We start from the raw sequence: 11,921 nt of genomic DNA on the forward strand, positions 1-11,921 counted from the left end.
AGAAACATTTCCCTAGGGTGGCAGTAGAAGAAATCGATAGCGAGGTTTATATGGCAGGATATTAGGAAGGGCTTGCAAATGGGCGAACTGAAACCCTGGTACGCGGTGGCCATACCCCACGAAGATATTCGTGAAGGACGGCTGGCCGAAGCGGTCTTCGCGGCGAACCTGTGGGCCGTCGTTCAGGGCACGGCGCCGGAGGTTTATCTCGATCCGGAGGAGTTCTTCCGCAAAACCTATCTCACCACCGGCCTTTCCACGGTGCTGAGTCGGGTGGCGGGGGCGTTGCGCGGCGACGGCGAAACCGGGGACCGGATCATCAGTCTGCAAACCGCCTTTGGCGGCGGTAAGACGCACACGCTCGTCGCCCTCTGGCATCTGGCCAAATACGCGGATCGGCTGAAGGCTTCCCCCCAAGGGGAGGGCCTGCGGCAGATCACGGGTGGGCGGTTCCCCGAAAAGGTAAAGGGCGTGGCGGTCTTTACGAACCAAACCTGCGATGCCACTCAAGGGCGCAGAACGCCGGATGGCGTGCATCTTAAGACCCTTTGGGGCGAACTGGCCTTCCAGTTGGGCGGGAAGACTCTTTACGAGCGGGTGCGGGCGAACGACGAGAGCCAGCGCGTTCCGCAGGGGATTTTCGTGGAGGTGTTGTGGGCCGCTTCTCCCTGCCTGATTCTGTTAGACGAACTGGCCGACTACTGTGTCGGTGCGGCGGCGGTGCCGGTCGGCGATACGAGCCTGGCGGATCAGACCATCTCTTTCATCCAGCAACTCACCGAGGCGGTACAACAGGTGCCGGATGCGGTTGTGGTGGCCACTCTCCCGGCGAGCAAGTACGAGGTTGCGCAGAGCGAAAAGGGACAGGAGGCCTTCGTCACTTTGGAGAAGCGTTTCCAGCGCCTCGGTGCCGATGTGAAGCCGGTTGCCGACGAGGAGATTTACGAAGTGGTGCGCGCCAGGCTGTTTGAGTCTATCGCCCCGGAGAACGAGCCCGATTATCCCAAGAAAGTGGCGCAGGTTTATCAGGGGATGTATGCGGTGCACTCCGGGGAGGTTCCCTCCGAGGCGGCGAAGAACACGTACCGCGAGTATATAGAGCGGGCCTATCCGTTCCATCCGCTGCTTATCGACGCCCTCTATACCCGCTGGGGCAGCCACCCCGACTTTCAACGGACCCGCGGCGTGCTGCGCCTATTGGCGAACATTGTCGGTGACCTGTGGAAACATCGCCAAGGGAACACCCAGACGCAGCATCTTATTCAGCCCTGCCATATCCGTTGGTCGGTTGACGCTTTACAGGCGGCGCTCACCCGCTTCTGGGGCCCGGCTTATCAATCCGTGGCCGCCGCCGACGTAACCGGAGAGCGATCCAATGCCGGCATCTTCGACGAGGAGCGCAGCGGCGACTACCGCAGCGAGGCCATCGCACAGGGACTGGCTTCCGCCATTCTTCTCGGTTCCTTCGGTGGTCAGGGGGGACGCAGCGGATTCGGGGCAAAGGATTTGAAGCTGGCCTGTTCCCGGTACGGTCTCAACTGGAACTATACCGACGGAGCACTTCTGGAACTGGAAAACCGCTGCTTTTATCTGCACACGATCGCGGCCGGAAGTCTGGGCAAGCGTTACTGGTTCGGTACGAAGCCGACCCTCAACAAACTGGTTGTTCAGTACCGGCAACAGATCGCGAAGGAGAACTTTGAGGAAGAAATCCTCGAAGATCTCCGGGCCGAATCGCAGAAGAGCGCTCTCGCCGGCGCGACATGGAGGGTGATCGTCAACCCGGCGGAGGATCTGCCGGAACAGAAATCGCTGACCCTATTGGTTTTGCCGCCTTCATTGGCCTGGGACGAAAACGGAGGTGCCAGAGAAACGGTTCGGGAACGCGTCAAGTCCATCAGCGCCCGGTGCGGGGGAAAGGAGCGGATTTACCGCAACACGCTTCTGTTCCTTGCAGGTACCACCCGTGGGCTCACGAAGCTGCGGCAGGCCCACCGTGAGCGCGCCGCTTTGGAAGGTGTGCGCGCGGACTACTGGGAGCAGCTTGACGAGGAACAGCGGGAAGACCTGAAAAAACGCCTTGAGGCGGCCCGGCGGGCCGCCCTGGAGACTCTGGGTCCTGCCTACACGGTGGCGCTGCGGGTACGTGCCGAGGCTGCCGGCGGACAGGGGCAGGAGGTGGATGTGTGTACTCTCTCGGACGCGCGGCGGAGCTTCCAGGAACATCTCGGGTATCTGTGGACAGTACTCGTGGAGGACGAGGAGTGGATTCTCCGGCGTATCGGGTCGGTAACACTTGATAATACCGGCTTGATTCCCAAGCAAGACACACTGCGCCTGAAGGATGCGGTCGAGGCCTTTCTGCGCTTTACGGACAAGCCCATGGTTGCTGCCAAGGAAGCGGTGACCGCTGGACTGGCCCAGGCCTGCTTGGATGGGCTGGTGGGCATCGGTCGAGGCGGAAGCCCCTCGGCGCTCCAGGTCCGTTATTGCAGACAAGCGGTGTCCCTGGACCCCAGCGAGGACGGACTCTGGATCATCCCGGCATTCATCCCTGAATCCGGTGGGGGTGCCGGTGATTCAGGGACTGCTACCACAGGTGTTGGTGCCGGGGGTTTGCCATCAACCTTTCAAGAGACGGGCGGCCCCACCACGGACACGACCCCGGAAACCGGGGTGGTGACTCCGAAAGAGGCGGGAGCCGAAGACATAGTGCGGGGGTTTGTCGTCCGGGGCGCCGTGCCTGTGGAGAATTGGGGTGAGTTGTTCCGCTGCTTCGTCGGGCCTGCGGCGCGGATGAATCTCAAAAAGCTGCAGCTTGGAGTTCAGTTTGAAATGAAACTTTCCGAGGGGACAACAATGAGCAAGAACGACCCGGCATTAAAGGCGATGAAAGAAGCAGCCCAGCAACTTGGGCTTACGTTGGAGATAGAGGAGTAGTTCCTCAGCGCCAGTCCTTTGCGCGCACGCGTTCACCCGGGGAGTACGGGGTGCCACGACTGGCTGCAGGGCGCACTCCGCGCAAGCGGATACAACATCCTCCTTGCTCCAAAGCTTATGGACGGGTCAAAGAAATGAAGTGATTATGATTGTCTCCAAGCGACAGTTGAGTGACGAAGAAAAGCGGGCGGTCATGGATCAGCACACCAGGCAGGGAAGCCTGCGGTGCTTTGTGGACGGCCATCCCATTGAGGATCCTGTCCAGGCGGAGTTCCACCACATTAAACCGTTTAGTGAAGGCGGTCCAACCAGCATTGATAACATTGCACCGGTTTGCAGAGAACACCACCGCCGGATCCGCACGCTGTCACTTCAAGAATTTAGGGACAAACTCAAACTGGACCGCTTCTTTCAGGAGGGTCACCAGCAGGCTGACGGAGTCCGGCTCGACGATGTCTTGGCGTATGTGCTGGGAGAAGGGGGCTATGGGAAAATAAATGTCGTATGGAGCGAGTTGGCAACCAAGTTACAATGTACTGGAACAATGCCCCGTCCGAAACAGTTTTTCTCCACCAGTGTCCGGTGACGAAGTTCTCATATTTCTACGCCCTCGTGCCCGTCGCGCATCTATTAAATGATCCTGATTTGCAGCCGCGTCCGCTGGAACCGACGCGGATGTGGGAACTCTATCGCCATTTCCTGCGTTACACGCAACTTGCTCCCGCCGTCTGCCGCCTGGTTGACGGCCAGATCTTGCTTTTCGATGGCCAGCACAAGACGGCGGCTCAGGTGTGGGCTGGACGGCGCCGGGCCGAGTGCAAGGTTTACCTTGATCCGGACGCCCTGTGATGGGCAAACTTGAGGAAGTCGTTCAGGTTGTTGTGCAGGGTTTGGTGGACTCGGGCGATGTCGAGCGAGGCATAGCCATGTACCAACACGTTTCTGAAGCCGGCCATCCCTCGTATCTCTTCGGCGAATTCAGCGGGCAAAACGCCCATCTCCCCCAGCTTGTCGATGATCTCAGTATAGTCTCTCGCTTTGACGCCCAGATCTGCCAGCAGGTGATTGCCCACATCCAGCAGGATCTGAATCGACAGTTGGAGACCGTGAATTACCGACCAGAGCCGGGGCAGGTTCGTCCGCAGTTCGTCCAGCGTGTATGCCTGCAGGTTCTCCAGTTCACGCACGTACGTTTCCAACTCGGTCAGCTTGCCGCGGATCAGTTCGACATCGGCGACCATCATTCCGCCTCCCTGGTGAACCGCCTGTTAAGGCGCTCGACCATGTATTTGTGCTGTACCGCCAACAGGGGGCGCATGTCCTGGTACTCGTTGAAGGCTTTAACGTGAAAGGCCAGTCTTTTCTTGTCTGAACGGGAAAAGAGCACTTCCCCGTGGTAAATGACCTGGAATTGCAGGAGCGGCGGGACCTCGTTCAAGATGATCAGGTCGATTTCGGTGCTTTTCAAGATGCTGATCAGCTCGGTAAGCAGGAAAGCCCTGTAACCATAAGGGTAAGTTCTCTGGCTTATCAGGGTCGGTTCCACCAGAAAGGCCAAGTCGATATCACTCAAGGGGCCTGCGTTGCCCTTGACCTGGGACCCAAAAAGGTAAGCGGCGGTTACGGCCGGCTGGTTTTGGCAGAAGGCAACGATCTTTTGCCGCTGGTCCTCGGTGAACACGGACATCTCCGGTCTCCCTGTCGATGATCATTATACTACTGTTTATTGTATCTTGGGCCTGCCGCTGCTGTCCACTGTTCATGGATCGCTCGATACTCATCCGCATGGCGTCAAACGGTTTCCCCATAAACACCCGTTCATCCGAGTAGAATTGCTTACTGATGCTTCTGAAGCAGATGTGAAAGCCGTGCCCGCAGTTCCACGGAATGGCGACAATCTTGTAATTACGTTACAGATCCACTATCGCCCGCAAACAAGTACAGAAAGCTGCTTGTGGACAAGCGATATTTACTCATCTATCAGATCAAGGATGACGCAGTGTATATCGATTACATCGTGGATTGCCGTCAAGATTATGGCTGGCTTGTATAGTCGATTCAGCTCCAGTGATACTGAGCTTTAAAAGGCATAGGCAGCCCCCGGTCAGATTGTCTCGATCCCGTGTTTCAGGATTTCTTTAATGCGCCTTTCGATTCTATCGAGGTAAGGTTGGCCTTTTTTATGCTCTTACAGGCTCAGCCGTAAGTAGTGAGCTTCTGGTGTTGACGCACTGCTTCCAGGAATGCCTCCGGGTCCGCCGGAGACAAGAGGTAAATCTCTTGCCGGGTTTTCACCCGCACCATCCGGTCCCAGCGGGTGGCGTACACCTTGGCCGAACCCCCGCCCCGGATGGCAAAAAGCCCGATCCAGCCGAAAAGCCCGCCGGAGCCGAACAGCCTGAGACCCGGCTTGACCTGCTCCACCACCTCCACGGCCCCGATGTCCGCATAGGGGATGACTATCGGCCCGATTGGGCGACGTATGATTACGCCCTCGGGGGATACCCGGAATCCACGCGGTGCGAACAGGTAAGTCAGGCCAAACATGATCCAGACCGGAGAGAGAATAGCCAGGGTGAACCATACCCCCGATTCGTTTCGGAACAAGAGATCATATGATATGACGCCCACCAGGATAAAAGCCCCCGGGGTAAAAACACGTGTTAATCGGTCCCAGGGCGCCATTTTGAAATCAGAAGTCACCCGGCCGCACCCCCCGGGACACCAAATGCTTATACAACTCCTCCACGCCAGGATGGGCCAGCACATAATACCGGCCTTCCGACTCCAGCACCAGCATCCGGGCCGTTCTCTGGTGGCGGAAGACCACCGCCTTTTCACCGTTGGCCAGCCGGCACCAGCCCGTGGTCATTCCCGGCACGCCGAACCCGTTGGTCCGCCGCACCGGCCGCCAGGGTCCTGAGTACTCCGTAAGAGCCGCTTTCGTTTCTGCCAGGTCCAGCGTCGCCGTGACCGGCGGGGCTTTAATGTTTAACTGCCCATCACCGCTCAACTGCCAGCCCGCCCCGGTTGTTGGCACACTTGCCCCAAGGGGAGCCGCAACGGCGATGACCAGGGCCAGTGCCAGGGGCCACAGGTGTCTGCGGTTCACGCCACCCTGTCTCCACAGCCATAACAGTACAATGATCAAGAAGAGCGGCACACCGATTACCGCCAAGTACAGTAAGAATTCCGGCGGGACGAAGGTCGCCTTTAAGACCTCCGCATAAGTCACCTGGTAAGACAAATCATCTCATCCCCGAATTCCAGGGCACCACGGTGCCCGCAATAACGAGACCAAGCACGCGCCGTTAGGGCTGCCGCAGCTTAGGCGAGTCAAGCCGGAAGCCCGAAAGCAGCCGGCAATCAGCGCGCCGGTGTATATCGATTACATCGTGGACTGCCGTCAAGATTATGGCTGGCTTACAGAAGAATACGCTCGTAAACGCCAAGAAATACCAGCAAATGCAATTGCAGAAAGATGAACGAAAGAAGCAGGAAACACGTAAATAAAAAAGAACACTCCCGTTGCAGGGAATGGTCTGTTTCTGATGATAAGTTAAAAAAACTTGTGTGAAAGCGAGGTAGGCGGTGATTGCAGCGATGTTGATTGGGCCGCCGTTTCTCGTTGCCATAGTCGCTCTGATTGCCCTGATCGTTGCGGGTGGATGTCGCCGACTGAGTTTCGGGGTTGTTCCTGCTTTGTTTCCACAATATTTTTAGGGTTGAAAGGGGTGCCTCAACTTGGAGCGAGGATCGGGGAACTTTTGCGGCGTGTGGTTCGAGACCCTCACCCGCCGGCGGTTTTTGTGGCTTGGAGTAAGCGCCGCCGCGGTGCTGGCGGGTTGTGGGGGCCGGGCCGATGCACCGCCTGCCGCCCCGGCGCCGGATGACCGGCGCTACGGGTTCTTTTTCGACAGCACCAGGTGCACCGCGTGCGGCACCTGCCGGCAGGAATGCCAGCGGGAAAATGGGTTGGCCCCGGAACTGGCCCTGATCCGCTTTAACGTAGTTAAGGCCGGCGCCGAAAACCGGCTCGTCTGGCGTCAAACCTGCCTGCACTGCACCTCGGCCGCCTGTGTCAAGGAGTGCCGGGATGGGGCCACCGTCCGGGGTGCTTCAGGGTTAACCAACTTTTACCGGGAAAAGTGTACCGCCTGCGGGGACTGCGCCGAGGTTTGCCCTTTCGGCGTGCCGGTCCTGGCCGGCAGCAGAGGCTCCAAGGGGCGGGACCGGTTGCTCTTGCGCTGCACCGGCTGCCCGGACCGGGTGGGCAGCGGCCAGGACACGGCCTGTGTCACGTCCTGCCCGTACGGGGCCCTGCTGGGTGGGCCCCGGGCGGCCCTTTGGGTCACGGCCACCCAGCGGCTGGAAGAGGCCCGGCGGGAAATTGCCGGTGCCCGGTTGTACGGCCCGGGAATTTACGGTGGCCTGGGAGTGATATCCCTGCTGGCGGCCGAGTCCCGGCGTTACGGGCTGCCGGCCGGGTAGCAGACGGGTGTGCGCTTACAAACAAAGCGCCGCGTCGAGTTTCTGATTCACACAAAATATGGTATTAGGAGGCATGACAAGAGCAATGAAAGATGGTACGAATAACTGGGCCGTTTCGAAGGTCTACCTGCACCTTGTTGCCCTGATAACCTTTAGTGTATTGCTTTTTAACTTTGTCGAACTTGTCAGGGCGATTCCTGATTATATTGCCCCTCTCCCTGGTTGGACAATGGACCACCAAACAGCAAGAAACGAGTTGTTCCTGCAAAAATATGGCCAATATCCCGATCTTAGCCGGAAGGAGCACAGAGATAAAATGGCGGCTTTTACCAAGGAAGAAGTGGAAGCACTTATGGAAGAAAGATACCAGGCGGAAAAAGAAAGAATAAAAGCTTATAATCTGAGGACCATAATACGGCACGGCGTTTCTTTTATCATTTTGCTTCCCGTCCACATTTATTTTTTCAGACTGGCCAGGAAGAGCGAGTATTCTAACCCGAATCCATGATCCCGTCAGCAAGTGACCTGAACGGCCCGCCAGAAAAATGGTTGTTGCCACCAAAAATAATTCCCGGTAACAGGTGGCTGGTCTGGTACAGACATGGCTGCGAATCCATCGTATTGTGGTAAGAGAGGCGCCGGTTCCGGGAACGATTACGATTGGGTGAACTTCGTGTTTTGTTCTATGGAAGTGAAAAAATGGGTGTGACCGAAAAATACGCGCGTCTGGCATGGTTGCCGGAGGGTGTAATTGCCCGGCTGGAGAAACTGGCGGACCTGTGGCCGCGCCATGAGGTGCGTCTGGTTTACCTCTTTGGTTCGGCTGCCTGTGGGGAGCGGCCGCGCAACGACATTGACCTGGCCGTCTTGGCTGGCGCGGGTTTTTCCTATCCCGCTTTGTACGCTGATCTGTCGCTGGCTTTGAACACCGACCGCCTGGATCTGGTGGATCTACGCGTGGCGCCGTCCTACTTACAGGCGGAGATTATTTCTACCGGCCGGTGTCTCTGGAGGAATCCGCAAGAAGACCGGTTTCGATTCGAACAGAAGGTCCGGATGCGGTGGCGGGACGATAGAATGATGTTGCTCAAGAGAGCGATAGCACGCCGGAAGGAGGGGCGGGCAATGGTTTTGCGCCGGGAATTCCTGGAGCAGGCTTTCAGCGAATTGGACCGGGTGGCGCAAGAATTGGGAAAATATCGGGATACCATGGCGGAGAAGATGGCCGCCGATCTCAGCCGGCGGTGGATTGTGGAGCAGGGCTGTTAGCGGGGGTTAATCTGCTTCTACAGGTGGCCGACCATATTTTGACTCAACATTTTGGGCGACTGGTGGATACTTATGAGGGACTACTGGCCGAACTGCGCGGCAACGGAGTAATTTCCGCCGCTCTTTACGAGCGGCTGCGCGGTGCGGGTGGTTTCCGCAACGTTTTGGTACACGAATATCTGGATATTGATCTTCGGGAAGTGGCCAAGGCGTTGCGGCAGGCTCCGGATGCCTTCCGGGAATTTGTCCGGGAAGTCGCCGGCTGCCCAAGATCGCGAGCGTAATCAGCGCGATTTGCTTGAAGCTATCGACCGTAGAGACTTCCCATGTTGGAAAATGTCTAGGTATGATATAAGAAGGACTATCCGCTGATTGAGGTTGGTTATTTTGAACTTAACCGCTTATTAAAAGGCGCTAGCCTAAAATTTTGCTTGTTCCGTCTGCGAACCGCACTAAAATACGCCAAATTTACTAAGCATCAAAGCAAATAGTCCTGCGCCCGCCATGTATATCAAGCATGGACCGAGGGTGCGCTTCAATACTTCGCCCTCCTTGCCGACCAGCCCCACTGTGGCGCAACCGGCAACAATATTATGCGGCGCAATGAGATTGCCTGCCGCGGCGCCCGTATTCTGCGCGGCGGCTACAAGTGTGGTGGACAGCCCTGAATCCGCCGAAATCTTCGTGTGCAGATCCATGAAAAGGATATTTGAAGCCGTGGCCGATCCGGTAACAAACGCGCCTAACACGCCGACGGCCGGTGCAAGCAGAGGCCAGACATCATGAGTGGGTCCAATTGCGGCGGCGGTGGCTAGGGTATCAATCATGCCAGCGTGCAACATGATTCGGGCAAGTCCCAGCATCGCAACGACGGGCACAGCCACCTTTGCTATGGTCCGCGCCGATTCCAGAACGGCGCCGCCTACGAGGTGCCCGGATGGACGCAGAATGATCCAGCTGGCCAGGAAGGCCACCATCATCAGCGTGCCCGGGTGAAACCACGGAAAAACATTGCCGGAAAATGGGCCGAGTGCCCAGGTCCATTGCACGGACTTCAGCGCCTCGGTCATCCACGGCACAAGACGGCTCGTCACGATCAGGGCGATCACCAGCAGATAAGGCATACCGGCTCGCCACAGGTGGGCGGAGGAGGTATGCGGCTCTGCTGCCTCACGTGAAGGTTGCGAGCCATAATATAGGCGCATAAGCCCGATAAATACGGTTGCTCCAATCAGTGCGCCCGCCAAAGTGGGCAATTCGGGCCCGACAAACCAAGCAATCATAAATTGGGGCGCGATAAACGCAACGGCGGCCGCAATCGCCCAGGCCCAGCGATTCTTCAATTGTGATGGGAATAAACGTGCGATGAAAAGCGTCATCACAACGCCGAACACGGCGGGAAACACGCTGCTGGCCTGGCTGATGGATTGGGAAGCGAGACCTGTCGCGGCAACCAAAGGTATGATGGGTGTTCCGACTGCCCCGAACGATGTGCCCAATGCATGCCCGATGGCCGCAATCGCCACAGCCGGCACGGGTGAAACACCGCTCGCCACCAGCATAGGGGCCGCCAACGCCACCGGTGTGCCAAAGCCCGCTGCACCCTCCATGAAAAGGGAGAAAAACCACCCAATCAAAAACACGCGCAAAAGAGGATTGGGAGCGTGCCTGCCCAGTGTTTCCAGGATCACCGGGAAAGCGCCGGTAAGCCGTTGAAGGTGGTAAATGCAGAGTGCCGGAAAAATAATCCAAAGTATTGTGGTGGCGATGAAGCCGGCTTCCAGCATAGCTCCACCCAGCAGATAAGGCGTTGAAATTTCCGGTCGGTCCAAGAGCATCCAGACAGCACCGGCAGCTGCCAAGAACAGGGCTGCCACCCCGGCTTTCGCCGCCGACATCCGGCCTGCGGTCATTAACAGTAAAAGTACAAGCATCGGTGCCACGGAGATCAACAAGGAGAGCGCCATATTTCAAACCTCTGATTTGTCCAGTGAGCCCGCCCAAATCCACGCGAGCATAGACTCGTAGGGCACTGCCGGTATTGTAGCACGTTGGATGAACGGATGAAAGGCGTTAATGAGGCTGAATCACAAAAATACCAACCTGTGCAATGCTCATCGCCAAGCCGGCCGACCGGATGCGGGGGCCGGGTGCGGCGAAAGGGTAGGGAAAGGCAGCCGGGAGGTTGTGCTGAGTGGTAAGGCTGTGAAAAAGGTATGGGAACCGGGACGAGGCGGGTGACACTCACTTTTGTTGGTTCAAACTTTTCTCGTGACGGTTATTCAAAACACGGGATTCCAACTCTACAAACGGCTTGGTTTTCGCCAGGGAGAAAATGGTCAGCGCCGTCCAGATCTAGAGAAAGGAAACCAGGTGAACGCCGGTGAAGGGCTCGTGATAAAGAAAAACGCCAATGAGTAACATTATGGTGGGTGCGATATACTGCATGAACCCGATTACCGATAACGGGAGCCGGTTGGCGGCGGCGGCAAACAGGATCAACGGCACCGCTGTCACGATGCCGGCGCCCATCAGCAGCCCGGTAATGACCAGGGGGGCCGCCCCAAAAGCCCCGCTGCCGCTGCTGTGCACGTAACCCAGGTAGGCAAGCATAAGCGGCGAAATGAGCAGGGTTTCCAAGGTGATTCCCGTGATTGCTCCCAGGTGGATCACTTTCTTGATCAAACCGTATAGGGCGAAACTGACGGCCAGGATCAGCGCGATCCAGGGGACGGCACCGAAATGAAGCGTTATGTTCAAAACACCGGCCGTGGCTAGGGCGAAAGAGACCATCTGCCAGAATGAGAGCCTTTCCTTTAAGACAACGATAGCCAGCAGGACGCTCACCAGCGGGTTGATATAGTACCCCAGGCTGGACTCGACGATGCGGTCAGTGTTAACGGCCCAGATGTAGGTCAACCAGTTCACGGTGATTAGGACGGCCGCCAGTACAACACCCGCGGTTTGTTTCGGCTGCTGCCGCCCAGCTCACCCCGGAAGGATTGGAGTTTTCCGGACAGGAGCAGCATAAGCACCAGAAAAGCAAAGGACCAGACTAGCCGGTGGGCCAGTATCTCCTGTGGCGGGACGCTTTGGACGAGCTTCCAGTAAAGCGGCAGTATCCCCCACAGCAGGTACGCGCTCAGGGCGGCGGCAATGCCGGCCAACCGTTCATTGGTTTGGTCGTCCTTCACAATCACAGCTCCGGTTGTCAGAAGTTG

Annotated in this window: 14 protein-coding genes; 7 read left to right on the plus strand and 7 right to left on the minus strand. The window is 57.5% G+C overall.

Annotated features, from left to right (window positions below; genetic code table 11):
* Positions 1–78 precede the first annotated feature (78 nt).
* The 3 genes from DAUD_RS11395 (at position 79) to DAUD_RS12240 (ending at position 3,789) form a co-directional block, all read left to right on the plus strand.
* Complete coding sequence (locus DAUD_RS11395; RefSeq protein ID WP_012301511.1) at positions 79–2,940, plus strand: ATP-binding protein; 2,862 nt, start codon at positions 79–81, stop codon at positions 2,938–2,940.
* Positions 2,941–3,085: 145 nt separating this feature from the next.
* Positions 3,086–3,526, plus strand: a complete 441-nt coding sequence (locus tag DAUD_RS01880) for an HNH endonuclease signature motif containing protein (protein ID WP_041570726.1) — start codon at positions 3,086–3,088, stop codon at positions 3,524–3,526.
* An 89-nt stretch (positions 3,527–3,615) separates the two neighbouring features.
* Positions 3,616–3,789, plus strand: a complete 174-nt coding sequence (locus tag DAUD_RS12240; protein ID WP_166485059.1) for a hypothetical protein — start codon at positions 3,616–3,618, stop codon at positions 3,787–3,789.
* Here the strand turns inward: DAUD_RS12240 and hepT are convergent.
* From hepT to DAUD_RS01900, 4 genes are all read right to left on the minus strand, one after another.
* A complete protein-coding gene (gene hepT / locus DAUD_RS01885; RefSeq protein WP_166485060.1) occupies positions 3,765–4,181 on the minus strand; it encodes a type VII toxin-antitoxin system HepT family RNase toxin in 417 nt (138 codons plus the stop codon). The genes DAUD_RS12240 and hepT overlap by 25 nt on opposite strands.
* The gene (mntA, locus tag DAUD_RS01890) at positions 4,181–4,627 is read right to left on the minus strand and encodes a type VII toxin-antitoxin system MntA family adenylyltransferase antitoxin (protein WP_012301514.1); all 447 of its coding nucleotides are present in this window, start codon (positions 4,625–4,627) and stop codon (positions 4,181–4,183) included. Before mntA (DAUD_RS01890) ends, hepT begins: the two co-directional genes overlap by 1 nt.
* A gap of 509 nt (positions 4,628–5,136) precedes the next feature.
* A complete protein-coding gene (locus DAUD_RS01895; RefSeq protein ID WP_012301515.1) occupies positions 5,137–5,643 on the minus strand; it encodes a PH domain-containing protein in 507 nt (168 codons plus the stop codon).
* Positions 5,633–6,187 carry a hypothetical protein gene (locus DAUD_RS01900; RefSeq protein WP_012301516.1) on the minus strand — a complete coding sequence of 185 codons (555 nt, stop codon included), beginning with the start codon at positions 6,185–6,187 and terminating at the stop codon, positions 5,633–5,635. The genes DAUD_RS01895 and DAUD_RS01900 overlap by 11 nt, the downstream gene beginning before the upstream one ends.
* Positions 6,188–6,684: 497 nt before the next feature.
* Here DAUD_RS01900 and DAUD_RS11400 point away from each other — a divergent pair, with 497 nt between their 5' ends.
* The 4 genes from DAUD_RS11400 to DAUD_RS12250 all read left to right on the plus strand — a co-directional run bounded on the left by DAUD_RS11400 (position 6,685) and on the right by DAUD_RS12250 (position 8,984).
* Entirely contained in the window at positions 6,685–7,431 is a 747-nt protein-coding gene (locus DAUD_RS11400) for a 4Fe-4S dicluster domain-containing protein (protein WP_012301518.1), read from the plus strand.
* 73 nt (positions 7,432–7,504) lie between these two features.
* Positions 7,505–7,939: a hypothetical protein gene (locus DAUD_RS01910; RefSeq protein WP_166485061.1), complete on the plus strand. Its 435-nt coding sequence runs from the start codon at positions 7,505–7,507 to the stop codon at positions 7,937–7,939.
* 191 nt (positions 7,940–8,130) lie between these two features.
* On the plus strand, positions 8,131–8,700 hold the full coding sequence (gene mntA, locus DAUD_RS12245; RefSeq protein ID WP_049752529.1) for a type VII toxin-antitoxin system MntA family adenylyltransferase antitoxin: 570 nt from the start codon (positions 8,131–8,133) through the stop codon (positions 8,698–8,700).
* A gap of 23 nt (positions 8,701–8,723) precedes the next feature.
* The gene (locus DAUD_RS12250; RefSeq protein ID WP_408609603.1) at positions 8,724–8,984 is read left to right on the plus strand and encodes a DUF86 domain-containing protein; all 261 of its coding nucleotides are present in this window, start codon (positions 8,724–8,726) and stop codon (positions 8,982–8,984) included.
* 168 nt (positions 8,985–9,152) lie between these two features.
* On the opposite strand, the gene DAUD_RS01925 is transcribed toward DAUD_RS12250, so the two are convergent.
* The 3 genes from DAUD_RS01925 to DAUD_RS12705 form a co-directional block, all read right to left on the minus strand.
* A complete protein-coding gene (locus DAUD_RS01925) occupies positions 9,153–10,667 on the minus strand; it encodes an L-lactate permease (RefSeq protein ID WP_012301520.1) in 1,515 nt (504 codons plus the stop codon).
* Between the two features lie 388 nt (positions 10,668–11,055).
* A complete protein-coding gene (rarD, locus tag DAUD_RS12700; protein WP_242647866.1) occupies positions 11,056–11,628 on the minus strand; it encodes an EamA family transporter RarD in 573 nt (190 codons plus the stop codon).
* A gap of 5 nt (positions 11,629–11,633) precedes the next feature.
* A complete protein-coding gene (locus DAUD_RS12705; protein ID WP_242647867.1) occupies positions 11,634–11,894 on the minus strand; it encodes an EamA family transporter in 261 nt (86 codons plus the stop codon).
* Positions 11,895–11,921 lie beyond the last annotated feature (27 nt).

This window comes from Candidatus Desulforudis audaxviator MP104C (assembly GCF_000018425.1).
GTDB classification, from domain to species: domain Bacteria; phylum Bacillota; class Desulfotomaculia; order Desulfotomaculales; family Desulforudaceae; genus Desulforudis; species Desulforudis audaxviator.